Raw genomic sequence first — 23,647 nt, forward strand, 5'->3', positions numbered from 1 at the left:
GGGGTTGTTTAATTGTGATTATGATTTTCTAATTCTTTAAGTACTTGAAGGGTGTTGCTCAGTAATTCTTCACTTTGCTTAATAAATGAGTGATAGATCTCTGCCCGTTCTTTATTGGTCTCATACCTTTCGGGATTATAAGTTTGATTATAGTTTCTGATTTTCGTTATAATTCGGTTTTCTGTCTCAATACGTTTTAATTTTTCTTCCAATTTGTTTAGGTAGAAAGTGTTGGCCGCTGAGGTCTTAAAATATCTTTTCCTGTCTCCCGGTTTGGTGAAGTAGGTGATCAATCCCAATTTTAGTAGGAGATTAATTGCGGTAGATATGGAGCTTTTACTTGCACATCGGTTAATTTGGCATTCTTCAAAACTGAGCCCATTACGGTTGGTGACCACAAGCATTGCATATAGTCTTGCAGCCAATGGCGGAATATCGTGTTGGTTTTCCAAATGGATTCCAAGTTCCTCGATCAGTTCTTTTTTTTGCTCTTCTCTGGACATTATTTTTAAAATTGAAGCGCAAAATTAGTGTTGGTTCGGTAATTACCGAACTAATAAGAACTAAAAGTTTGTTAAAAGATGGAAATGGAGGAAAACGCGAGGTCAATCTTTTGATAAAACCCCTTCTGATTGTATTACGGGGATGGTACTGAGATTTTTTTCTGTAACCGTATGTTTTGGAAATAAAAATCGTTTTTCAAAGAGTTTGTTCTCGGCAAAAAAAGTTACAAAGAACTCATTGTTTAGTGCAAGGACATCTTCTTGCAATACTTCTACTTTTTTAAAGCTGCCCGGTTCCAGTGTTCCAATACCATGTCGTATGGTGGACGTTCTGGTATCTCCATCAAACCCTTTGGAAACCACAATGGCCATTTCGATGGTATCCGACCTGTTGTTTATTAAATAGGCGTTCCAATCTTTGGATAGAAATTCTTCGTTCCATTCATGTACTATGGCCACGTGTACGTCGGTGGCAATCGGAATTTCAATATCCTTTTTCATAAAAATTATGATCTAAAGGGCGCTCTTAAACTGCTCCAAGAAACGTACATCGTTTTCACTGAGCAATCTAATGTCTGAAATCTGATGCAACAAAAGAGCAATCCGATCTATTCCCATTCCAAAGGCAAAGCCTGAATACACTTCTGGGTCTATTCCACAATTTTTGAGCACATTGGGGTCCACCATGCCACAGCCCATAATCTCCAGCCATCCGGTACCTTTGGTCATACGGTAATCGGTTTCGGTTTCCAGCCCCCAATATACATCTACCTCGGCACTGGGCTCGGTAAATGGAAAATAAGATGGGCGAAGTCTTATTTTTGACTTCCCAAACATTTCTGACGTAAAATATTGCAACGTTTGCTTTAAATCTGCGAAAGACACATTTTTATCTACGTACAAACCTTCCACTTGGTGAAAAAAACAATGTGAGCGGGCAGAAATTGCCTCGTTTCGGTACACTCTCCCGGGCGAAATAGTTCTAATAGGAGGCTGATTGGCTTCCATGTACCTTACTTGTACCGATGAGGTGTGGGTACGCAGTAGGATGTCGGGGTCGGTCTGGATAAAAAATGTATCCTGCATATCCCGTGCCGGATGGTATTCCGGTAGGTTCAGCGCTGTAAAGTTGTGCCAATCATCCTCGATTTCAGGACCTTCGGATACATTGAAACCGATTCTTGAGAAAATATCTATGATCTGGTTCTTTACAATGGATATAGGGTGGCGTGCACCTAGCGATACAGGTTCGCCAGGGCGTGTTAGGTCCCCATATTTCCCAGCTACTTCAGCCTGGCTTTCCAATGCTTCCTTGAGTTCGTTCACTTTATTGGTAGCGGCACTCTTTAATTGATTGATCACCTTGCCAAAATCCTTTTTTTGATCGTTTGGCACGTTTTTAAATTCCGAAAAGAAACTGTTCAACAGTCCTTTTTTTCCCAAGTATTTGATTCGGAATGCTTCAATTTCATCTGTAGAGGTCGAAGTGAACTTTTCTACTTCGGCAATATGTTCCTTTATGGTCTCAATCATGATTGATTACGCTATTGGCGGACAAATTTAGCAAATTGTCCTAGAATATATGGGTTATGCGATAATATCTACTGTTCCGAGAACCGGATTTCACTGTAAATAGTGTTCATCCCAAAAAATATTATATGGTAAAAAGTAAATATTGGGGCGGAAAATAGTTTTTGGCAATGTTTGTTCGTTTTTATTCCTTCGTGTTTAGATGTGTATCTACCCATGCCAAACACGACTTTAAATTGCTAAAAACGTTGTTTTCCGGAATCAGGTCAGGAATAATGTCTATTCGTTCGAGCATATACCTTGGCTGTTCCAAAATATTGACCAAAAGTATTGTTGCACCCTTTCGTTTTAGATCTTGCAACACATCTTCCATTGCATAGAGCCCTGTTTGGTCCATATACTGCATTCTGCCCATTCTAATTATTACAATGGAAGCAGAATCTGGAATTTGGGAGGCAAGTTGTTGAAACTCGTTGGTCGAACCAAAGAACAAAGGTCCGTTTATGTGTTTTATAAATACTTTGTCCAGGATTTTTTTTGGCACATTTTTTTCATCTGACCATGCTTCTTCCCGAAGAGCCTTTACTTTGGAATGCTTAGCGGTCAGGTCTCCGATTTTTTTCATGAACATTAGCGAAGCTATAACAAGACCAATACCAACGGCATATACCAAGTTCCAAACCGAAGAAAGTACCAATACCACTAACATAATAATCACTTCCGAGCTTAATTTTAGTGGTCCAAGTTTAATGTCTTTGGGCAGATGTGGAATGGCTTTTAATCCCCGATAATCCATAACACCGATACCTACTGTGACCAATATACCGGCCAACACGGCTGCAGGTATTTGCGAAGCTACTGGTCCTAGGGCTAGCAGAATAACCAATAATAAAATGCCAGCGACCATACCGGAGAGCTTTGTTTTTCCACCAGAATTTATGTTCACAACGGTTCTGATGGTTGCACCAGCTCCAGGGATTCCTCCAAAAATGGCAGCAATACTGTTTCCGATACCCTGGCCTACCAATTCTTGGTTGGGTTTATGCTTGGTCTGGGTCATATTGTCGGCAACCACGGAGGTTAAAAGGGAATCAATGGCACCAAGCAGTGCCAGTGTAAGTGCCGTAAAAATGTAGGGGCTTACCGAATCAAATTGAAACGACGTAAAAATATCCAGATTTGGTACGGGCAAGCCACTGGGAATTTGTTCTATGGGCCTGTAGTTCCAACCAAAACCATATGCAACCCCGGAAACAGCTATCAAAGCCACCAAAGTACTCGGAATTGCGGTTGTAATTTTTTTGAACCCATAAATTATAAAAATGGTCGCCAACGCCAAAGCAAGCTCCAACCAATTGATGTTGTTGATTGCCCTGGGCAGTACCTTAAAAGTTCCAAGAACGCCCGAGGCATCTTTGGATGCCAAAGTACTGGCTTCTTTCAACATATCATCATGGGTGATCTTTTCGGCCCTTTTAATGGTTTCCGTGAAATTTTCCAATACCAAAATTCCTTCTCCGGCTTCTTCTTTTAGAATGTTTTCCAAGATTTTTTCTTCGGCTTCTGGCATAAATTGGTTTACATAGTCCGAGTCTTCTTTTGGATAATACCCAACAGCTGGTAATATCTGGGTAACTAGTATTATTACACCAATTGCGGTCATAAACCCGGAAACCACGGGATATGGAATGTATTTTATATACTTTCCGAGCCCAACAAGACCTAAACCAATTTGCATAAGGCCTGCCAAAAGAAACACAGTAAGAATGGCCGGGAGTGCTTTGCCCACATCTCCATCGTTTACGGCAATAATACCAGCAATAACTACCATGCTAACCGCTGTCATGGGTGCGGTAGGGCCGGAGATTTGGGTGTTTGTACCACCAAAAAGTGCGGCAAAAAAGCTAATAAAAATGGCACCGTACAGACCAGCGCTCGGCCCAAGACCGGAACTTACACCAAAGGCCAGTGCCAAGGGAAGCGCTACAATGCCCGCTGTAATTCCACCGAATAAATCTCCTCTAAAGTGTTTGAACATGGTATGGCTGTTGTTTTTGGTAATTGAATATAGAAATATTTATATTTAAAAAATGCCAGCAGGTAACCCTACTGGCATTGCTTACGTAAAGTTAATGTGAATTTATAAAAAAGTCACTTTACCATCGGATATGTCGTACATGGCACCGACCAGGGCTATTTCACCCGCTTCCTCCATTTCCTTGAGCACTTCGCTCTGTTTTCGGATGTTGTCCAAGGTCATTTCCACATTTTTAACCGCGACAGCATCAACAAATTCCAAGTTTTTGGAGTTTCTCATGCTTTCATCTTTTGGCTCGGATACAGCTTCTACTGCAGGCTCAATCTTGTTTATCAAAGCAGTTAGGTTACCTAGGCGAGCATGGTCACAAGCTCCCTTAACAGCACCACAGCTTGTGTGGCCTAGTACTACAATAGCTTTTGTGCCGGCCAACTTACAGGCAAACTCCATACTCCCCAAAATGTCTTCGTTCACAAAGTTCCCGGCAATTCTTATGCTGAAAATGTCACCAAGACCTTGATCGAACACAAGCTCTGCAGAAACTCGGGAATCGATACAACTTAAAATGGTCGCAAAAGGAAATTGCCCATCCTTGGTATCGTTCACTTGTTCCAAAAGGTTTCTGTTCGCTTTTAAGTTTTGTTGAAACCGCTCATTGCCTTCCTTTAAAAAATCGATGGCTTTTTTAGGGGTCATCGTCGACTGTGTTTCTTTTGTGTGTGCTTTCATAAGTATATTTTATGCCGATTTTTTCGGTCTTAGATTAAAGAATTCGATATAGCTCTCCGGATTTTCGACTTCACCTCTTTCAGAAATTATTTTGATGTCGATGTTTCTATTTTTGGCCTTGCTGGAAAAATCCTCTAAAATTTCCACGATATCATTATCAAGATAGCGTGTTTTTCTTACGTCCAATTCCAGGTACGAATTTTCTGGAAGGCTATCCAACTCTTTTAGAATGGCCCCTTTGTTGAAAAAGGTTACTTCTTCTGCCAAGGTCATTTTAATTTTGTGGGCACCATTGCTCTTATCCTCTATATGAAGGAAGTGTGAGTTTTGGTAACTCTTGATCAAAACTACCACGATCCCAACCAATAGACCAAGGCTGATTCCTACCAAAAGGTCTGTGAAAACAATACCAACAACGGTTACGATAAATGGAACAAATTGTTTCCAACCTGCTTGGTACATAGTTTTGAACAAGCTCGGTTTTGCAAGTTTGTAACCTACAATAAATAGGATGGCCGCCAAAACGGACAGAGGTATTTTATTGAGAAGGGTCGGGATGATGATGACCGATCCCAAAAGTAAAAAACCATGGATAATGGCAGAAGCTTTTGTTTTACCTCCAGATTGAATATTTGCTGAACTACGCACAATAACTTGTGTTACCGGCAGTCCTCCGACCAAACCGGACAGTGTATTGCCTACTCCTTGGGCCATAAGCTCTCGGTTGGTGGGTGTAGTTCTTTTTAAAGGGTCCAATTTATCTGTGGCCTCCACACAGAGCAAGGTTTCCAAACTGGCCACAAGTGCAATGGTAAACGCTGTAATCCAAACCTCGGTGCTGGTGATCACCGAAAAATTAGGAAAACTAAAGAAACCTAAAAAGGACTCGAAACTATCGGGTACGGGAACACTGACCAAATGTTCTTGAGAGATGCCCCAAGTCTCATTTCCCTGTGTTACCGTAAAATAAATGATTCCAAGGACTACGGCTACCAATGGTCCTTGTACAAGTTCAAAGATTTTTGATTTTTTGGTCAATACTTGGCTCCACAAAATCAATATTGCCAACGAGATAATCGCAATAATGGTAGCACCCGGGCTTATAAAATTCACGGTATTGATGATTTCACTAAAGGTATTTTCACCATCAACTTGAAAAAAGGCAAAATCTCCTTCGGGATCGGCATCGTAACCAAAAAAATGGGGAATCTGTTTTAGAATGATGATGATACCGATACCGGTAAGCATTCCCTTAATTACGGATGATGGAAAATAGTAGGCGATGACCCCAGCTCTCAAGATTCCGAAAAGAAACTGTAGGACACCTCCCAAAACCACGGCAACCAGAAAGTTCTGATAACCCCCCAAAGTGCCAATGGCCGTAAGAACAATTGCAGCCAGTCCTGCTGCCGGGCCACTTACCCCTATTTGTGATCCGCTTAATCCTCCAACAACGATTCCTCCGATAATACCTGCGATGAGACCCGAAAAGAGAGGTGCTCCACTGGCCAGGGCGATACCCAAACATAGGGGTAGTGCCACAAAAAAGACCACTATACTTGCAGGCAAGTCATTTTTTAAATTCTTGAACATAATAATAAGTAAGATTTGTCCGCCACACCGGGATTACTGGATAGGGGACGTTGAAAATTTGATTTGAACGTAAAATTGAGTGTTAAACCAATTTTCGGGGAGGAGGGTCTAGTGTTTCGAGTGTAAACTCTAAAACAGCGAATACATATCCCAAGGCGTTGTTGCTTTTTTCCTGATTTATAGAAGGATCCATAGCAAAAAAGCTTTTGTACAGGAAGTATTTGCTATCAAATGTTTTATTGTTCGATGTGTCGTGGGTGTTGTTTTCCTCTTCGGAAGAACCTAAAATAATGGCCGTACTGTACTCCTTGCCCAAAAGGGGCACAAAGGAAGAGGTCATCAGAATGAAGACCATCAAAAAAGAAGCAAGTGGTAAGGCCAGTATTCGCATAAATACTTATAAGTTTTGCAAATTTACGATAAGACGTAAAGATTTCTGTTAAAATATAACTAAAAATCTTTTAATGGCTTAATGGTGTTATCCATTAACCATCCAGTTTGACCATCTGCAATGCGTATTCTCCTCCAATCATCCAACTCTTCCAAGATGTTTACTTTGGTCCCTTCGTGTAGGGTGAAAATGGCCGCACTGTTGTTGTTTGGTTCGGAAGTTACTTGAACTTCTTTGCTAAAAACAATGGCTGGATCATCATTTTTGTACTGTTGATGGTTGAGGTAAGCCATTAAGATACAAACACTCCCCAATGCTAAAGAAAAAATGCTCGAGATAAAGGCGGCTCTTTTTTGGTTGGCCGGTCGTAAAAAATAATAGGCCATGTACGCCAGAACGAATAAAAAAATAAGTCCAACGGCAATATATGCCCACTGATCGGAAGAGAACATACCGACTATGGCAGTATATATCCGTGAAAGCTCAGTTTTTGGCATTTCTTCTATGGCATCCAAACGCATATTCTGGGCAAACCTAAGATTGTTTTGAATCTCTTTGTTGTTCGGGTCCAAAAGCAGTGCCTTCTCATAAAAGTAAATACTTGGGCCTATGGCATTTAACTTATAGTTGCAATTCCCAAGATTGAAATATACCGAGGACGAATGTTCTCCTTTTTCAAGTATTTTTTTATAATTCTCAATGGCCGAAGAGTATTCGCCATTGTTGTACAGTTCTGTAGCTTCGTTAAAGAGTGCTTCATTTTGGGAAAATCCCAAAGAGCACCAACCAAGACAAATTAAAAGGACTATTTTTTTTGTGCTCATAATTGCTTGTCCAATTTAGATATTACATCGCTCGCCTTTTCGTAATCCTGTTGCATCTGAACATTGGAGAATGGGCTATATCGAGCCATTTCGCAACTTCTCAGCAATTCAATAAACCCAGAAATGTCATTTGTGTCGACATTCTTTTCCGAGAGAATATGGGTTATTTTATCCTTGCTGAATTCCGAGGTCTCTATATGTAACTTTGCTTTTAAATAATTGTGCAGTCCTTTTTCCAGGGCTACATAAAACGCCTCTTTATTGCCAAGCTCCTTTTTTGCGGTGGAAAGATATTTTCTGGCCAATTTGTTGGCTTGCTTGATTTTGTTTCCGATCACATCGCTGGCAATGGCCTCACGTTTCTTAAAAAAGAAAATGGCCATTGGGATCAAGAGTAGGGGTGCCAATAAAAGGATAAAAAACGTATTTGAGCCAAAAAAGCGCTTTTGATCGATGGGCTTTAGGTTGGGATTAATGTTGATGAAATGGAACTGTTCCCCGGTAGGCACAACCAATTGTTTATTCGCGGAAGGTACCGAGACATTATCGGAATTTCCTGTTGGTCCCTCTATTACCTCAATGTTTATTTCTTCCGAGTTGATGGTATTGTACCTTCCCGTCGAAGGATTAAAATAGCTGAAGGAGATACTGGGTATGGGATATTTTCCTCGGAAAGAGGGCACAATAGTGTAATTATTGGCTACTTTACCTTCCATTCCAGTACTGTAGGTACGGATGTTCTCGTCGTATTCTGGATCATAAACTTCCAGGGAGCTAGGCAATTCTGGTTCGGGAAGTTGAAATAATTTTAGGTTACCCTTTCCGGTCACTTCAACTTTTGCCTGCAACGATTCCGAAGCATTCAGTTGTGTTTTGCTCGTAGTTACCGAAAAATCAAATTCACCTACCGCTCCACTAAAATTCTCCGGTTTACCGGCTTCGGGCAATGGTTTTACGTTGATCGTCCTATTGCCTGCGGAGACCGTTTTACTGGTCTGGGTGTAAATCCTGCCCCCGAAAAAATCCCTGCGGTCTGTAGGCACATCAACAAACACTTCCAAGGATAACGGTTCTATGTCCAGCTTTCCGGCTTTTTGTGGATATAGTACCACTCGTTTTAAAACCACGTAGCGGTATGGCTTGCCTTGATATGTTCCATTTTGGGCCGTATGCTTGGTTACCGGGATATCCTGACTCCAAAAATTGTTGTAGGTCGGGTTGTCCAATGGGCGGTAATTGGTAACACTAATGTTTGGACTTACATATAGTTTGTAAAGTACGGTTACGGCTTCGTTGAGATAAGGATTTGCTTTGGATACCTCTGCGACCAAATGAAGGCTCTCATCGGCAACATCATCAACAGTTTTTTGAGAATTCGGCTTGTCCACGGCTGCGGTCACTTCCACGTTTTGTGGAGTCGTCTTGTAAGTTTTCCCCTCAATTTCTATGGTTGCCTGATTAATGGTGAAACTTCCTCTGGCCGTGGGTACTAGGATGTAGGTGTAGGTTTTGGAAAAACTGCGCTTGCCATTAATCCACGAGGAGCTTATGGATTGGGAAGGCCCCATAACTACCTTAAAACCATCAAACTGGGGCGGTTTAAAGTTATCGCCATCCCTGTTCATGGTAAAATCAACTCTTAGGCGTTCGTTTATGCCCAATTCCTCTTTGCTCAAGTTCAGGGTAAACGTAACCTGATCGGAATCTTCCTGAGCATGGGAATATATTCCTGTTAAAAGGAAGAGGCCCAAAATTAACCCTATGTTGCCCATCAAGGTTTTCATTACCAGTCTTTTTCGTTTTTAATTTTTTTGCCCCGAACTTTTCTTGCTTCCATTTTCTCCTGCACTTTTTTCTCTTCGTTTTGCATGGCCTCTAACAGGTTCTGAATCTGTTGCTTGGAAAGCTGATTGGGTTTTGGTTGTTGTTTTTGGTCTTGTGGCTGGTCCCCTTCGTTGGGCTTTTTCTCCTGTTCTTTTTTCTTATCACCATCGCCCTTTTGATTTTCTTCGGGCTTGTCCTCACCATTTTCACCTTGGTCTCCCTTGTCCTTGTTTTCGTCTTCTTTTTGTTCGCCCTCGTCTTTCTTTTCCTTGTCGCCCCCTTCGTTGTTCTGGTCTTTGTTTTTGTCCTTATCCTCGTTTTCTTGATCTTTTTTGTCTTGATCGTCTTTATTCTGATCGTTCTTTTGCTCGTCCTGCTGTTTTTCGAGCATTTTTTTGGCCAGGGCAAGATTATAACGGGTCTCGTCGTCGGTTGGGTTGCTGCGCAAGGCTTGCTTATAGGCCTCAACGGCTTTTTCGTATTCTTTGTTTTTCATGAACACATTGCCCATATTGTGGAAGGCCTTGTGTTTTTCACTCTTGTCCGCTGCGGCGTCACCGGCTTCTTTGTACCGGCCAAAGGCTTCGCCAAAACTTTCTCGGTTGTAATAGGCATTGCCCAAATTAAATCTAGCGGCCGCGTTTTTATCGCTTTTGGAAATGGCCTTTCTATATTCTGCCTCTGCGGATACAAAGTTGTTGGAAGTTAGCTCTTGGTTGGCCTCGTAGGTGATATTGGTAGAGGCCTGTAGTGCTTTTTCAGCTTCTCTCTGCGCTTTTTCGATATTGTTTTCCTGTGCCTGGATCGCTGTAAAACTTAGCAATAGTCCAAACATTAACGTCATCTTATTCATCATCGTGCTCGTTAAAAAGATTCAGTTTTTTCAACCATTGTGTTTTTCTGTCCAAAACAAAGATGTCCAAAAATAAAAATAAAAAGCCGGCTGCAAGAAACCATTGGAATTGGTCTTTGTATTCTGCAAATTGCTTGGCTTCGAACTCGGTTTTGTCCATCCTGTTCAATTGTTCTTTGATGTATTCCACCGCATTTTCGGTGTTGGAGCCATCAATATAATCACCATTGCCCCTATCGGCAATCTCGATCAGTACGTTTTCGTTTAGTTTGGTAATAACAACCTCCCCTTGGTTATCTTTTTTCAGGCTTTCAACTATGCCATTTCTTTTAATGGGTATAGGTGCTCCTTTTGGTTTGCCCACCCCTATGGTAAAAACACGGATTCCGTTTTGGTTGGCTTGTTCGACCGCATCCAAGGTGGTGTTTTCCGAGTGGTCCTCTCCATCCGACACGATGAACAGCACCCGATTGGTCTGCTGTGAATCATCGTAATAGGTGCTGGCCAGGTCAATTGCGGCGTTTATGGCGGTTCCTTGGGAGGATAACATATCCGTATTCATGCCCTGTAGGAACATTTTTGCAGCACCATAATCTGTAGTAATGGGCAATTGCGGATAGGCTTGTCCGGCGTAGGCGATAATCCCGATACGATCGCTTGCCAATTGATTGATTATTTCTGATACGATACGCTTTGCCTTCTCCAACCGATTTGGGGCAATATCCTCTGCCAACATACTTTTGGATACGTCGATGGCGAAGACGATGTCCACGCCTTCACGTTTTACGGTTTCCAGTTTTGTTCCAATTTTGGGGTTTACCAAGCCCAGAATCAAAAAAGTAAGGCCGGCCAACAAAAATACCAGCTTTACAGCGGATTTAAATGAGGACCGATTAGGGGCCAATCGTTTGAGCAGATTGGTGTTCGCAAATCGTTTTTGGGTCTTTTTTTTCCAGATTTGAAGAAAAAAGAAGGCTAGGACCATAACGGGAATTATGGCCAAGAGATAGAAATAAATTTTTTCGTCAAACTGAATCATTCGTTAAATAAAACTTTTAAAGATGGAGTTGCGCAGCCCCCATTCCAACAACAATAAAATACCGGCCAGAAATATTAGGGGCCTAAATTTTTCTTCGTATTTGTAATATTTAAATTCTTCTATTTCGGTTTTCTCCAATTTGTTAATCTCGTCATAAATTTCTTCCAGAGATTCGTTATCCGTGGCACGGAAATATTTGCCGCCCGTCACTTCTGCGATTTCTTCCAAAAGCTTTTCATCAATCTCCACTTGTCGCATTCCGTACCTAAAGGAGCCATCTCTGTTGTAGGCAATGGGAGAAAGTGCATTGCCGTTGGTTCCCAGACCAATGGTGTATGTTTTTATTCCAAACTCCACGGCAAGATCGGCTGCTGTTCTGGGTTCAATAAAGCCAGAATTATTGACACCATCCGTTAAAAGAATGATAACTTTACTGATGGCCTTGCTTTCCTTTAATCGATTTACCGATGTGGCCAAGCCCATTCCAATGGCGGTACCATCTTCCAGTTCACCATAGGTGATATCGTCCAGGGCGGCCAAAACAATGGTCTTGTCACTGGTAATAGGGGTTTTGGTATAACTCTCTCCGGCATATCCTACTAGTCCGATACGATCGTTGGGGCGTTGTTCAATAAAATTGGCCGCCACTTCTTTTAGGGCGGATAGTCGGTTCGGTTTTAAATCGCGGGCCAACATACTGGAAGACACATCGATGGCCATAACAATATCGATTCCCTTTGTGGTTTTTGTCCGTGTCGAGATATCCTCTGTTTGAGGTCTTGCCAAAGCTGTGATGATGGCCGCCAAGGCTAATAGTCGGATTCCAAACAGTACTGGTTTTACTTTAGAGGCCCAACTTTTGACCGTAAATCCTTTGATGCTGGAGATACGGAGTGATGCCATTTCATTTTTTCGTTTGAAAAAATACCATAGCAAAGCCAATGGCAGCAATAGAAGCAGCCAGAAAAATTCAGGATTTGCAAACTCTATATTCTCAAACATTTATGCTTGTGTTTTTACGTCTAAACTGGTTAAAATTCGTTCCACGATCTCTTCGGCATATTCGTCGCCATCTTCCCAAGTGATCACTATTTGTTGAATAAACCCTTTTCCACCGAACGATAGAATGTTGTATTTTGCTTTTTTACTATCGCCATCCGGTTCGCCAAAAGATCCCGATCCATAGGTTTTTAATCCCTTTACACCGGATTGGGTAACAAATTCTTCCTGTTTGGTAATGATGTTTTTAAGACCCAATTGTTCGAACTTGTTTAGCGTGGAAACAATTATAGCTTCAAAATTAGGATCTTCGTTCTGTTCTTTAAAGGTGATGGAACTCGTACTAACGGAAAAAATACCGACATAACTGCCGTAGGAGAAGGTTTGCAATTCCTTGATCAGCTCTTCGGTTTCTTTGGGCAACTCAATTTCCTTACGGACCAATACGTCTGGCGTTTCCATCAAAATTGGTGGAAAACCATAGGAACTTGCCACCCATTCTCCTTCCAAAAGATCTTTGGTAGGATAGCCGAAAACGGTGTCCCTTACTTTTTTTGCGCCAAAGTAAGCAACGGAAAAAACACTGCCCAAAATTAGAACTCCCGCAAAAATTGCTGCCGCCCAGTATATTCGCTTACGTTGTTTTTTCTTGGCCAGTTCTTCCAGATATTCCTCGTTCAAGAGTAAATCCTCTTCTGTGGGCTCTGGAAGAGCTTCGTGGGTTTTTATAACGATTTGTTCTACAATTTTTCTATCGTGTTCAGCAAGGGAAGTAGCAGGTTTTGATTTGGCAAACTTCACCAGATCCGCGGTCTGCAATATTTTTTGAAACTGATGGATGGTGTCGTCGTCCAAATTGAGTTCACCGGCATCTTTGAGCATTTCCAACTTGGTGATGAGTTCCGAGGTAGTGCTCTCCATCGCCGAAACGTGTACGTCCTCTTCTAAATAGGCCCTAACGATATCTGTGAGCTCGGAATAGTATTGTTTATACTCGTCTTGTATGAGATACTTGGAATTTTCCAGCTTTTTTAGTTCCATTAAGGCACGGTCGTAAGGCGGTAGCAAAGCTACTTTTTCCTCTTCCGTCAATGGTTTTTTGCGTAAAAAGAACCAATAGACCAGACCACCGACCACAATCAGCCCCAAAAGAATCCAGAGAGCGGTAAGCCACATATCGGCATTGCTCCGTTCTACCTCAATCAAAGGCTTGATGTCATACATCTTTTGTTTGGTTGTATCTACTGCAACATCGGCTACCTTAACTTGGAACGAATCTGTAAAAAATGGTTGCTCGTTAATGGCGATCCGTTGTGGAGGAATGGTATACGCGCCGCTGTCAAACTGGGTCAGGGCATAGATTTTTTGAAGGATTACTTTTTCTTCATTTTTTATGGTGTCGGCCATAATGGCCTCTACGGTTTCAAGCGGCGAAAAGGTTTGCCCTTCGGGAAAGAAAACCACATCGGTAGAGTCCGCCTCCACCGTAATTTTGTATTGTATCTGTTCCCCTATTTTAATGGATAGGGTGTCCACTTCGGCGTTTACCTTTGGATCGGATTGAGCCCGGCCCGTTATGGGCAAGAGGAATAGGAGCGACAGGGCGATCCATATGATTGGATGCCTATGTCTATCTCTGATTATATGTAAATTGTCCATTAGCATTATCCTCTTCGTTTAAAATAGCCCAATAGTTTTCTTACATAGCTTTCATCCGTTCTGCAGTTAATTGCTCCGGAACCGGATTTTTTAAAGGAATTGGTGAAATACGCGACCTTTTCCATATAATGTTTTCCGTAGGCAGAACGCACTTGTTTGGATTGGGTGTTAACCAATTGAACTTCGCCTGTTTCGGCGTCTTGCATCTGTACCATGCCAAGATTTGGAATGTTTTCTTCACGTTTGTCGAATACCCTGATCCCGGTAACATCGTGCTTATTGCCCACAATGCGAAGTGTATTGTCGTAGTCGTTCGCCATAAAATCGGAAAGCACAAAAACAATGGCTTTCTTCTTCATAACATTGGTCAAGAATTTTAGAGCTTCCGCAATGTTGGTCTTGTTGCTTTTTGGCTGAAATTCCAACAATTCCCGAATTATTCGAAGTACGTGACTTTTCCCTTTTTTTGGCGGGATAAAAAGTTCCACTTCGTCAGAAAAAAGAATGAGACCTACCTTATCGTTGTTCTGAAGTGCCGAAAATGCAAGGGTTGCCGAAATCTCGGTAATGATTTCTTTTTTAAATTGGTTGGATGTACCAAAAAGTTCCGATCCGCTTACGTCCACCATCAACATCATGGTTAGTTCGCGTTCTTCTTCGAATACTTTTACAAATGGCTCGTTGTAGCGTGCGGTCACGTTCCAGTCGATACTTCTTACATCGTCCCCAAACTGATACTGTCTTACTTCACTGAACGTCATCCCCCGACCTTTGAACGTAGAGTGGTATTCCCCACCAAAAATATGGTCGGAAAGACGCCGGGTCTTAATTTCAATTTTACGTACTTTTTTTAGTAGTTCTTTTGTATCCATTTGGTTCAAATAAATAGGTTTTCGGGTTGGTTAAAAGTATTGCTACTTAATCCGATAAACATTGAACCGCTAAGGCACTTCTACCTCGTTTACAATCTTGTTGATGATTTCTTCGGAAGTAATATTTTCCGCCTCGGCCTCGTAAGTGATCCCGATACGGTGGCGAAGCACATCGTGTACCACCGCCCTTACATCTTCGGGGACCACATAACCTCTTCGTTTGATGAACGCGTAGCACTTGGATGCATTCGCCAAGTTGATACTACCTCTTGGAGAAGCGCCAAAACTAATGAGCGGCTTTAAGCTTTCCAAGTTATATTTTTCAGGGTATCGTGTTGCGAAAATGAGGTCGAGGATATATTTTTCGATTTTTTCGTCCATATAAACCTCGCGAACGGTTGCTTGGGCCCTAAGAATTTGTTCCAAGGACACTACGGGCTTAATGGGTTCTGTTTCGCCTCTTAGGTTTTGGCGAATAATGAGTTGTTCTTCATTGAGTTTTGGATAATCGATCACCGTTTTTAGCATAAAACGGTCGACTTGGGCCTCTGGAAGAGGGTAGGTACCTTCTTGTTCTACGGGGTTTTGCGTGGCCATTACCAAAAAGGGCTTGTCCAAAATAAAGGTTTCGTCACCAATGGTAACCTGCTTTTCCTGCATGGCCTCCAAAAGTGCGGATTGTACCTTGGCAGGTGCCCTGTTGATTTCGTCTGCCAACACAAAATTGGCAAAAATTGGTCCTTTTTTTATGGAGAAATCGTTTTCTTTTATGTTGTAGATCAATGTACCGATAACGTCTGCCGGCAAAAGATCAGGGGTAAACTGTATTCTGCTAAAACTTCCCTTTACTGCTTTGGCCAACGTGTTGATGGCCAATGTTTTTGCTAATCCGGGAACACCTTCGAGCAAAATATGGCCCTTGCCCAAAAGACCGATCAACAATCGTTCTACCATATGGTTTTGGCCCACGATCGCTTTGTTCATTTCAACCGTTAAAAGGTCAATAAAAGCGCTTTCTTGGGCGATTTTCTCATTCACAGCACTAATATCAATAGTAGTGTTTTCTTCCATTGTATACTTTTATTGTTTGGTGTTAAGGTCGGGGTTTTTACTAAGGTGTGCAAAATGAAAATTTATTTAAAACCCACCTGTTAATTAATGGTTAAAAAAAACGCTAAAGCCCTAGTTTTATGAAGGATTTAAGGGTTTAATTTTATACTTTGAGCACTTATGGAACAGACAACGAATTTTTCCCGCATTATATCGGGAGCAATGACCTGGGGGAGCTGGGGCAAAAAACTTTCAAAAATAGAAATGGTCGAATTAATGCACCACAGCATGGATTGTGGACTCACTACATTTGATCATGCCGATATTTATGGCGGATATTCTACAGAGTCGGAATTTGGAAAAGCTTTTGCAGAGAGCGGTATCAAAAGGGAGAATGTCCAATTGATCACCAAATGCGGAATCCAACTTACCGATGGGAGGAACAACAAGATCAATCATTACCAATACGATAAACAATATATTATTGAATCTGCAGAAGAATCCTTAAAAAAGTTGAATACCGACTATCTGGATTTTTTCTTGATACACCGACCTAGTCCATTGATGCAGCCCGAAGAAATGGCAGAAGCAGCCCAACATTTGTTGCAAAGCGGTAAAATAAATCGGTTCGGAGTTTCCAATTTTACCCCATCGCAAGTCGCCATGTTGGAAAAATGGATGCCGGTGGAGGGAAACCAGGTCGAATTTTCCCTGACCCATAATAACCCAATGTACGATGGTACTTTTGATGATAGTATCGGCAATAAAAGAATGGCCATGGCCTGGAGTCCATTGGGAAGCTTTTTTAGGGAAACCGATGAGCAGACAGAGCGGATAAAAGAAGTGATGAATCCATTGTTGGACAAATATAATGCGAATGAAAGCCAGTTGCTCTTGGCTTGGATTTTAAAACACCCAGCCAAGGTACACCCGGTGATCGGAACCACCAACAAAGAAAGAATTGAACAATCGGCAGCCGCCGTAAACATAGAATTGGAACTTCAGGATTGGTTTGCCCTTTTGGTAGCTAGCCAAGGACACGATGTTCCTTAGAATTTAATTGGAATGTCAAAAACAGCATTAATAACAGGAGCAACCAGTGGTATAGGAAAAGCAACTGCCGAACTTTTTGCAAAGCAAGGCTACAATCTGATTCTTTGCGGTCGTAGGGAAGAGCGGTTACATCAACTTAAGAACGAATTGGGCAGGGATACAGCTATTATTACGCTCAATTTTGATGTGAGAAATCGTGAGGATGTATTCTCGGCCATCGACAATTTGCCCAAGGAATTTTCAGAAATCGATATTTTGATCAACAACGCCGGTAATGCCCATGGTCTGGACCCAATTGACAAGGGCAGCCCAGATGATTGGGATGCCATGTTGGATATCAATGTGAAAGGATTGCTTTATATGTCCAAGGCCATTATTCCAAAAATGACAGAGCGTAAATCGGGCCATATCATTAATATTGGATCCACGGCAGGCAAGGAAGTGTACCCAAATGGGAATGTGTATTGTGCCAGCAAGCACGCCGTGGACGCTATAAATCAGGGAATGCGAATAGATTTGAATGCTTATGGAATTCGAGTTGGAGCCGTAAACCCAGGACTGGTAGAAACCGAGTTCAGCGACGTTAGGTTTAAAGGCGATGCTGAAAAAGCTTCAAAAGTATATCAAGGTTTTCAACCCTTAAAACCGGAGGATATTGCGGACATTATTTTGTTTGTGGTTACCCGGCCCTATCATGTAAACATTGCCGACCTTGTGGTAATGCCCACTGCACAGGCCAGCAGTACAATAGTGAAGAAAGAACTATGATCAATAAACGCCTACTCGTAAAAAACTTATTGGCCCATAACGACGAGAATAGTTTTTACGACAAAAAGCGTTTTATATCCATTGGAGAAAAGGAAGGCAAGGCCAAGTTTCTCAAACATGTTTGTGCCTTGGCCAATTCCAATCCCAACAACAACTCTTTTATTGTTATTGGAGTAGAAGATGAAGATAACAAAATTGTCGGGGTTGATTTTTTTGATGACAGCAAAATCCAAAACCTGGTCAATGCTTATTTGGAGAACCCACCTTTAATTTCTTATGAAAACATACCATTTCCGCATTTGCCCGAAGGCAAGGTAGTGGGGCTGGTGACCATCAGGTCCAACGGAAAGGTCTGTGCGTTGCGCAAAAATATTTGGAAGTATTATGGTGGTGCCGTTTTCTTTAGGGAAGGCAGTATAAGTCTGCCCAAAGCCTTTGATATTGAACTTAAGGACATCAATTCTGAAAAGGTGGCCACCATTGAGCAGCATGCTCGGAACAACATTGAATATACCCTGGATGCCGTTCTCAATTTCTTCAACACACGCCATCCCGACTTAACAAGCGATTATAAAGTTTTTAAAGAACAATTTGTGGTCTGTTGGGCAGGCAATAAAAAAAAGGTCAAGGGCAAGGTATATTATTCACGGGTGGATATCGAACTGATCAATGAGCAGGTAAAACTCTTTTACTCCGCTTTGGACGAAATCACCATTGATTACGACGATGATTCCTTTAAAACATTGGAATATGTGCAATTGGGATTGGGGTCACAACAAAAATATTATCCTTTGGAGGAAATGACGATCACTTTTTCCGACAATGGCAAGTACTCGATACATAGCAAATTGATATTTGAACCTCCACAGTTCGACAAGAAAACACTTTTTCACGTATACAATACCAACAATGCCCTCCTAAAAAAGTTGGAAAGCCATATTCCCCTCACGAGTTCCGAACATACCGATATGACCCACCTGCCGGCAACTTATCTCATTTGTTATTTGAACGGGTTTGAAGAGGCCAAGGACAAAATGGATGGTGCAAGGCAATTGTTAAAGGCATACGATAGCCACGTGTACCAATCCTTAAAAGAGTCCCAAAGAATTTTGCGCAAAGTTAGGTATGCCTAGGCATTTAAAAGCCAAAACATTTGATAGGGGCCGATCTCCACAAGGCCACTGTTTAGTTTTATCTTTTCTTCTGATACCAGATCTAAGGGTTCTCCTTTACTGAAATACCCCAGCTTTTTTATCCAACCACTATCGATTACCTGCAGATTTTCATCAAAATTGCAAATAACCAACAACCTTTGTTTTTCGCATGTTCTTTCAAAAGATAATATGTGGTCGTTTCCGGTATGGTAGAGCTCAACATTGTTGTGGTCGGCAAAAACAGAGTTTTCTTTCCGAATTCTTATAAGCTTTTGCAAGGTGCCGAATATTCTGGATTGTGGAAGAGTGGTATCTTCCAGTTTGGCGATGGTTTTCCAATCCTGCAAGGGCCGGTTTACCCATCTGTTGTCCCCTTTTTTGTTGTTATCTTCCTGAAAGGAATACTCGTTTAAAGTGCCTATTTCGTCCCCTGCATAGATCAATGGGATACCACCAAAGGCAAGGATGATCCCGTGCAACATATTTATTTTGGCCACGGACTGCTCTATCAGTGTTTTGTTTTTTAAGGCAAGGGCTCTCTCCAGTCCCAACAACGAAGCGGCACTCCCGGTAATGCGTCCGTCACCGGTTTTGGGATTGTACATAAACAGCATTCCGGTGGCTGGCGACCAATCCAATCGTTGACAATAATAATCCAAAAGGAATTTTCGGTGCATTTGCGGGTTTAGGCCCAACTCTTCTATAAGATGGTTTTCATAACCTAACCCAATATCATCATGACAACGGATGTAATTGATCCAGGTACATTCTTTGGGTTTTTGGGGTACGTTTGTTAAACTCTTGTACAACAAATGCGTTTTCTTGGTGGCGATTGAGTTCCATAAAAGTGCCATTAAGGATGCATTGTAGGCCACTTCGCATTCGTTGCCTCGTTTTTCATCCTCCCCAAAGTACTTAATAATATCCGTTGGGGCCACAATGGCTTCTGCCAATAGAATGGTTCCAGGGGCAACGATCTGAAGACATAAACGGAAGAGGGCGATAAGGTTGTGTGCTTCGGGAAGGTTTTGCGAAATTGTACCAAGTTTCTTCCAAAGGAAGGCCAGGGCATCAAAACGGACAACATCCACTCCCATATCTGCCAATTTGACCAAGTTGGTGAGCATCTCTAGAAATACCTCGGGATTGGTATAGTTGAGGTCCCATTGGTAATTGTTGAAAACGGTCATTACCCATCTTTCCATTTCGGGGATATAGGTAAAATTCCCGGGCGCTGTTTCTGGAAATACCTCGGGCAAAGTCTTTTCAAACTCCTCTGGAATGGTATGGTCTTCGAACGTGTAATAATAGTTTTGGTATTTTTTATCGCCCTTTGCGGCTTTTTTTGCCAAAGAATACTCATTGGACGTATGGTTTACTACAAAATCTAGCATTAAAAAAATGCCATTTTTACGCAAAGCTTTGGTCAAACCCAACAAATCGTCCTTGGAGCCGTATCTTTTGTCCACTTCAAGGTAATCGTTCACCGCGTAGCCGCCGTCATTTTCGCCTTTAGGGCGTGTGGTGATGGGCATTAGGTGCAAAAAATTGACACCAAGTTTTTTAAAATAGGGTATTTTTTCCTGCAGACCTTTTATGTCCTTATTGAAGTGTTCAACATACAATTGCATTCCAACAATATTTTCCGATTGATACCAATTGCCCGATTTTAATCGTTCAAGGTCCTGTTTTTTTAATTCCGTTGGTCTTTCTGCAAACAGTTTGGGCAGTAGTGCCAAAAGGTTTTGGAAATGCTCCCGATTCTGTTCTTCTGGATATAAGGAGAAGAACAGTTTTTGGATCAAAGTGAGGTTGGTGGCCAACCTTAAATGGCATAGCTCAAGATCATTACTGACCTTATTTTTGGAGAGAAGTTGATGTAAACTGGTCTGGTTCATGGAATTTTACAACTGTTCCTTTGTTGGCAAGGCCACAATGGCCCCATAATTTGTTGTAGTGATGGCTCCGGCCTTATTGGCAGTAGCAACCATTTTTTCGAGGAGGGAGAAATCTTCCATTACGGGGTCAAAATTGCCCAGATCTGAAATTTGATAGAGTAAACAGCCAATAAAGGCATCGCCGGCACCGGTAGTGTCCACCGGGGTTACCGGTATGCTCGGGATTATTTTTTTTGTGCCGTTCATACTTAAAAGTGTGCCGTCTTTTCCCAAAGTAACGGTAATGATCTTTGTACCTACTGTATGTAGAAAATCGCAGGCTTCTTCAATGTTCTCTTTACCCGATATCAGTTGAGCCTCTTCTTGACTAAATTTGCACAAATGCGATTTTTCTACAAAGGGCATGCACTTTTTTATAAAAGTTTCCTCGTCATCTTTCCAAAGGTCGCTTCTAAAATTTGGGTCAAAGCTGATGAACATTTCTTTGGTAAGACCATCAAAAAGATATTTGGTATAGGTTTTTTCCAAAGGACCGCCCAATAGTGCGGTCGCAGCACCCAAGTGAAGGATATTCCCATGCAGGTTTTTTCGAAGATTTGCATTGTACTTGAGCTCCTTGTCCGCACCTCTGTTAAATACAAAATCCCGTTCACCATCTTCCGAAAGGGAAACAAAGGCCAGCGTTGTAAAGGTGTCGGATAGTTGGGTCAAGGAAATATCAACACCTTCGTTTTTAAGGGTCTCCAATAAAAAAGAACCAAATGGGTCAGACCCAACACAACCGATAAAAATCCCGTTTCCTCCAAGTTTGGAAATCGCACAGGCCACATTGGCCGGTGCACCACCTGCTTTTTTTGTAAACTCAAAGGCCTGGGAAAGGTCACTTCCTTGCTTTTCGGCAACAAAATCTATAAGTAATTCACCTATGCAGTAAATTTTCTTCATACGCTTTTCGAAATATTCTAAGGTACATAGAAATTTATACCACGTCCAAAAATCGGGGTCCTTATTTTAATTGAAGGTTAAATACTCGATAAAGCTCCTATCATTTTTTATTGGACAGGGATTTGTGTGTAATATTGTCAAAAACTATTCTATGCGTACATTGGTTGTGGGTGATATCCACTCGGGAGTAAGAGCTTTGGAGCAAGTAATGGAGAGGGCAAAGGTAACTTCTTCCGATCATATAATATTTTTGGGAGATTATGTTGATGCTTGGAGCACTGCTGTGGAAACTGTGGATTTTTTGATTCAGTTAAATACCGATCATCAGTGCACCTTTATAAGAGGCAACCACGATGAACTTTGCCGGGCATGGCTCATGGGTCAAAAGGAGAACCCACAATGGTTGGCGCATGGTGGAGCAGCTACCCGAAATTCGTATTTAAAAACGGACAAGGATAAATGGCAATTGCATATTAAGTTTTACGAAGGGTTAAAAAACTATTACCTCTCGCAGGACAACCGGTTATATCTACATGCAGGTTACACTAACCTTAAAGGAATAGATTTTGAGTATTTTGAACAGTCGTTTTACTGGGATAGAACTCTTTGGGAACTTGCGACCGCTCTTGATCCGGATCTAACACCCAAGGACCCAAAGTTTCCAAAACGACTTACCCATTATAAGGAAGTTTTTATTGGGCATACTCCATTGTCGAAAACAAAATTTGTGGAGCCGGAACGGCGTGCGAATGTTTGGAACGTGGACACCGGTGCTGCCTTTATGGGCGGATTGACCATGCTGGATGTGGAAACCAAAGAATTTTGGCAGAGTGATCCGGTGCATTCATTTTATCCTGAGGAAAGAGGAAGAAATTAGATAGATTCCAATATTTTATTTTGACCTTTGTGAAAAACCCCAAGTATGTCGATAAAGAATGTAAGATTGGAAGTAATGCAGGCAATTGAACCCAAAGTAGAAGGGTTTATAGATGAATTCCTTATTCCTACCGAAAAAATATGGCAACCCACCGACTTTTTGCCCAATTCGCAGAGCGATAATTTTTTTGATGAAATCGAACAGATCAGGGAAGAAGCCAAAGAGTTGGAATACGATTTTTGGGTGACACTCGTGGCCGATACTATTACCGAAGAGGCTTTGCCTACCTATGAGTCTTGGTTAATGGATGTTGAAGGTATAGATCAGCACAATGGAAAGGATAATGGATGGAGCAAGTGGGTTCGTGCATGGACTGCAGAGGAGAACAGACATGGTGACGTCCTGAACAAATACTTGTATCTGTCCGGACGAGTTAATATGCGAGAAATAGAAATCACCACCCAGCATTTGATATCCGATGGTTTTGATATAGGAACGGATAGAGACCCCTATAAAAACTTTGTGTATACCACTTTTCAAGAACTCGCGACCAATATATCCCACAAAAGAGTGGGTAAATTGGCAAAGAAAAAGGGAAATGGCCTGCTGGCAAAAATGTGTACCATAATAGCTGGCGACGAGATGAGGCACCATTTGGCCTATAGAGAATTTGTAAAGACCATTATGGGGCAAGACCCCGACGGAATGGTTTTGGCCTTTGCCGATATGATGAAGAAGAAAATAGTTATGCCCGCCCATTTTTTAAGAGAGTCAGGGGGTAACATTGGTGAAGCATTCGAACAATTCTCCAATTGTGCACAAAGACTCGGAGTCTATACGGCACAAGATTATGTGGACATCTTAAAAAAGTTGAACGAGTATTGGGACCTTGGAAATCTTCGAGGACTTTCGGATAAAGCGGAAAAGGCAAGGGACTATCTTATGAAGCTTCCAGAGCGATTACAACGGATTTCCGAGAGAATGCAGTTTTCTCAGGAACAGTACATTTTTAAATGGGTCGAGGCCAACGGAAGAATGTAGAACGACC

Annotated in this window: 22 protein-coding genes; 5 read left to right on the forward strand and 17 right to left on the reverse strand. The window is 41.8% G+C overall.

The features are described 5' to 3' along the window. Positions 1–8: 8 nt before the first annotated feature. From AB9K32_RS14805 to AB9K32_RS14875, 15 genes are all read right to left on the reverse strand, one after another. Positions 9–503 (reverse strand): GbsR/MarR family transcriptional regulator, encoded by a 495-nt coding sequence (locus AB9K32_RS14805; protein WP_224836110.1) that lies wholly within the window; start codon positions 501–503, stop codon positions 9–11. 102 nt (positions 504–605) lie between these two features. Continuing rightward, a complete protein-coding gene (locus AB9K32_RS14810; RefSeq protein WP_224836111.1) occupies positions 606–1,004 on the reverse strand; it encodes a hypothetical protein in 399 nt (132 codons plus the stop codon). 12 nt (positions 1,005–1,016) lie between these two features. After that, complete coding sequence (gene pheS / locus AB9K32_RS14815; RefSeq protein WP_224836112.1) at positions 1,017–2,036, reverse strand: phenylalanine--tRNA ligase subunit alpha; 1,020 nt, start codon at positions 2,034–2,036, stop codon at positions 1,017–1,019. 181 nt (positions 2,037–2,217) lie between these two features. Then, positions 2,218–4,071 (reverse strand): SulP family inorganic anion transporter, encoded by a 1,854-nt coding sequence (locus AB9K32_RS14820; protein ID WP_369885613.1) that lies wholly within the window; start codon positions 4,069–4,071, stop codon positions 2,218–2,220. Positions 4,072–4,173: 102 nt separating this feature from the next. Further along, positions 4,174–4,800, reverse strand: a complete 627-nt coding sequence (locus tag AB9K32_RS14825) for a carbonic anhydrase family protein (RefSeq protein ID WP_293298400.1) — start codon at positions 4,798–4,800, stop codon at positions 4,174–4,176. Positions 4,801–4,809: 9 nt separating this feature from the next. Next, a complete protein-coding gene (locus AB9K32_RS14830) occupies positions 4,810–6,393 on the reverse strand; it encodes a SulP family inorganic anion transporter (protein ID WP_224836115.1) in 1,584 nt (527 codons plus the stop codon). Positions 6,394–6,475: 82 nt separating this feature from the next. After that, positions 6,476–6,784: a hypothetical protein gene (locus AB9K32_RS14835; protein ID WP_224836116.1), complete on the reverse strand. Its 309-nt coding sequence runs from the start codon at positions 6,782–6,784 to the stop codon at positions 6,476–6,478. 59 nt (positions 6,785–6,843) lie between these two features. Next, entirely contained in the window at positions 6,844–7,608 is a 765-nt protein-coding gene (locus AB9K32_RS14840; RefSeq protein ID WP_369885614.1) for an SH3 domain-containing protein, read from the reverse strand. Then, entirely contained in the window at positions 7,605–9,392 is a 1,788-nt protein-coding gene (locus AB9K32_RS14845) for a BatD family protein (RefSeq protein WP_369885615.1), read from the reverse strand. The genes AB9K32_RS14840 and AB9K32_RS14845 overlap by 4 nt, the downstream gene beginning before the upstream one ends. Continuing rightward, positions 9,392–10,267 carry a tetratricopeptide repeat protein gene (locus AB9K32_RS14850; protein ID WP_369885616.1) on the reverse strand — a complete coding sequence of 292 codons (876 nt, stop codon included), beginning with the start codon at positions 10,265–10,267 and terminating at the stop codon, positions 9,392–9,394. The genes AB9K32_RS14845 and AB9K32_RS14850 overlap by 1 nt, the downstream gene beginning before the upstream one ends. Positions 10,268–10,277: 10 nt before the next feature. Beyond that, positions 10,278–11,324 (reverse strand): VWA domain-containing protein, encoded by a 1,047-nt coding sequence (locus AB9K32_RS14855; RefSeq protein WP_252080849.1) that lies wholly within the window; start codon positions 11,322–11,324, stop codon positions 10,278–10,280. Positions 11,325–11,327: 3 nt separating this feature from the next. Beyond that, complete coding sequence (locus AB9K32_RS14860) at positions 11,328–12,326, reverse strand: VWA domain-containing protein (RefSeq protein WP_338197208.1); 999 nt, start codon at positions 12,324–12,326, stop codon at positions 11,328–11,330. Further along, positions 12,327–13,982: a BatD family protein gene (locus AB9K32_RS14865; protein ID WP_313790261.1), complete on the reverse strand. Its 1,656-nt coding sequence runs from the start codon at positions 13,980–13,982 to the stop codon at positions 12,327–12,329. It abuts the gene before it with no gap. A 5-nt stretch (positions 13,983–13,987) separates the two neighbouring features. Beyond that, positions 13,988–14,854, reverse strand: coding sequence for a DUF58 domain-containing protein (locus AB9K32_RS14870; protein ID WP_369885617.1), 867 nt, complete (start codon positions 14,852–14,854; stop codon positions 13,988–13,990). Positions 14,855–14,923: 69 nt separating this feature from the next. Beyond that, a complete protein-coding gene (locus tag AB9K32_RS14875; RefSeq protein WP_224836124.1) occupies positions 14,924–15,925 on the reverse strand; it encodes a MoxR family ATPase in 1,002 nt (333 codons plus the stop codon). 159 nt (positions 15,926–16,084) lie between these two features. Between AB9K32_RS14875 and AB9K32_RS14880 the strand changes: the two genes are divergently transcribed. The 3 genes from AB9K32_RS14880 to AB9K32_RS14890 are packed head-to-tail and all read left to right on the forward strand — an operon-like array spanning position 16,085 to position 18,858. Further along, positions 16,085–16,957 (forward strand): aldo/keto reductase family oxidoreductase, encoded by an 873-nt coding sequence (locus tag AB9K32_RS14880; RefSeq protein ID WP_369885618.1) that lies wholly within the window; start codon positions 16,085–16,087, stop codon positions 16,955–16,957. 12 nt (positions 16,958–16,969) lie between these two features. After that, positions 16,970–17,725, forward strand: a complete 756-nt coding sequence (locus AB9K32_RS14885; RefSeq protein ID WP_369885619.1) for an SDR family NAD(P)-dependent oxidoreductase — start codon at positions 16,970–16,972, stop codon at positions 17,723–17,725. Next, on the forward strand, positions 17,722–18,858 hold the full coding sequence (locus AB9K32_RS14890; RefSeq protein WP_252080845.1) for an ATP-binding protein: 1,137 nt from the start codon (positions 17,722–17,724) through the stop codon (positions 18,856–18,858). The genes AB9K32_RS14885 and AB9K32_RS14890 overlap by 4 nt, the downstream gene beginning before the upstream one ends. Here AB9K32_RS14890 and AB9K32_RS14895 read toward each other — a convergent pair. Continuing rightward, positions 18,855–20,777 carry an alpha-amylase family glycosyl hydrolase gene (locus AB9K32_RS14895; protein ID WP_369885620.1) on the reverse strand — a complete coding sequence of 641 codons (1,923 nt, stop codon included), beginning with the start codon at positions 20,775–20,777 and terminating at the stop codon, positions 18,855–18,857. The genes AB9K32_RS14890 and AB9K32_RS14895 overlap by 4 nt on opposite strands. Before the next feature lie 6 nt (positions 20,778–20,783). Then, positions 20,784–21,722: a carbohydrate kinase gene (locus AB9K32_RS14900; protein WP_224836129.1), complete on the reverse strand. Its 939-nt coding sequence runs from the start codon at positions 21,720–21,722 to the stop codon at positions 20,784–20,786. 151 nt (positions 21,723–21,873) lie between these two features. On the opposite strand from AB9K32_RS14900, the gene AB9K32_RS14905 reads away from it, so the two are divergent. Next, on the forward strand, positions 21,874–22,599 hold the full coding sequence (locus AB9K32_RS14905; protein WP_369885621.1) for a metallophosphoesterase: 726 nt from the start codon (positions 21,874–21,876) through the stop codon (positions 22,597–22,599). Between the two features lie 45 nt (positions 22,600–22,644). Continuing rightward, positions 22,645–23,640 carry an acyl-ACP desaturase gene (locus AB9K32_RS14910; protein WP_224836131.1) on the forward strand — a complete coding sequence of 332 codons (996 nt, stop codon included), beginning with the start codon at positions 22,645–22,647 and terminating at the stop codon, positions 23,638–23,640. Positions 23,641–23,647: the final 7 nt, after the last annotated feature.

Source organism: Allomuricauda sp. XS_ASV26 (assembly GCF_041224615.1).
GTDB lineage: Bacteria > Bacteroidota > Bacteroidia > Flavobacteriales > Flavobacteriaceae > Flagellimonas > Flagellimonas alginolytica.

Coding starts and splice junctions, on each gene's coding strand:
- AB9K32_RS14840 (WP_369885614.1), bottom strand. CDS start 7,608: ATGAGCACAAAAAAAATAGTCCTTTTAATTTGTCTTGGTTGGTGCTCT.
- AB9K32_RS14810 (WP_224836111.1), bottom strand. CDS start 1,004: ATGAAAAAGGATATTGAAATTCCGATTGCCACCGACGTACACGTGGCC.
- AB9K32_RS14845 (WP_369885615.1), bottom strand. CDS start 9,392: ATGAAAACCTTGATGGGCAACATAGGGTTAATTTTGGGCCTCTTCCTT.
- AB9K32_RS14905 (WP_369885621.1), top strand. CDS start 21,874: ATGCGTACATTGGTTGTGGGTGATATCCACTCGGGAGTAAGAGCTTTG.
- pheS (WP_224836112.1), bottom strand. CDS start 2,036: ATGATTGAGACCATAAAGGAACATATTGCCGAAGTAGAAAAGTTCACT.
- AB9K32_RS14890 (WP_252080845.1), top strand. CDS start 17,722: ATGATCAATAAACGCCTACTCGTAAAAAACTTATTGGCCCATAACGAC.
- AB9K32_RS14830 (WP_224836115.1), bottom strand. CDS start 6,393: ATGTTCAAGAATTTAAAAAATGACTTGCCTGCAAGTATAGTGGTCTTT.
- AB9K32_RS14860 (WP_338197208.1), bottom strand. CDS start 12,326: ATGTTTGAGAATATAGAGTTTGCAAATCCTGAATTTTTCTGGCTGCTT.
- AB9K32_RS14895 (WP_369885620.1), bottom strand. CDS start 20,777: ATGAACCAGACCAGTTTACATCAACTTCTCTCCAAAAATAAGGTCAGT.
- AB9K32_RS14880 (WP_369885618.1), top strand. CDS start 16,085: ATGGAACAGACAACGAATTTTTCCCGCATTATATCGGGAGCAATGACC.
- AB9K32_RS14865 (WP_313790261.1), bottom strand. CDS start 13,982: ATGGACAATTTACATATAATCAGAGATAGACATAGGCATCCAATCATA.
- AB9K32_RS14885 (WP_369885619.1), top strand. CDS start 16,970: ATGTCAAAAACAGCATTAATAACAGGAGCAACCAGTGGTATAGGAAAA.
- AB9K32_RS14870 (WP_369885617.1), bottom strand. CDS start 14,854: ATGGATACAAAAGAACTACTAAAAAAAGTACGTAAAATTGAAATTAAG.
- AB9K32_RS14805 (WP_224836110.1), bottom strand. CDS start 503: ATGTCCAGAGAAGAGCAAAAAAAAGAACTGATCGAGGAACTTGGAATC.
- AB9K32_RS14910 (WP_224836131.1), top strand. CDS start 22,645: ATGTCGATAAAGAATGTAAGATTGGAAGTAATGCAGGCAATTGAACCC.
- AB9K32_RS14855 (WP_252080849.1), bottom strand. CDS start 11,324: ATGATTCAGTTTGACGAAAAAATTTATTTCTATCTCTTGGCCATAATT.
- AB9K32_RS14900 (WP_224836129.1), bottom strand. CDS start 21,722: ATGAAGAAAATTTACTGCATAGGTGAATTACTTATAGATTTTGTTGCC.
- AB9K32_RS14850 (WP_369885616.1), bottom strand. CDS start 10,267: ATGTTTGGACTATTGCTAAGTTTTACAGCGATCCAGGCACAGGAAAAC.
- AB9K32_RS14825 (WP_293298400.1), bottom strand. CDS start 4,800: ATGAAAGCACACACAAAAGAAACACAGTCGACGATGACCCCTAAAAAA.
- AB9K32_RS14835 (WP_224836116.1), bottom strand. CDS start 6,784: ATGCGAATACTGGCCTTACCACTTGCTTCTTTTTTGATGGTCTTCATT.
- AB9K32_RS14820 (WP_369885613.1), bottom strand. CDS start 4,071: ATGTTCAAACACTTTAGAGGAGATTTATTCGGTGGAATTACAGCGGGC.
- AB9K32_RS14875 (WP_224836124.1), bottom strand. CDS start 15,925: ATGGAAGAAAACACTACTATTGATATTAGTGCTGTGAATGAGAAAATC.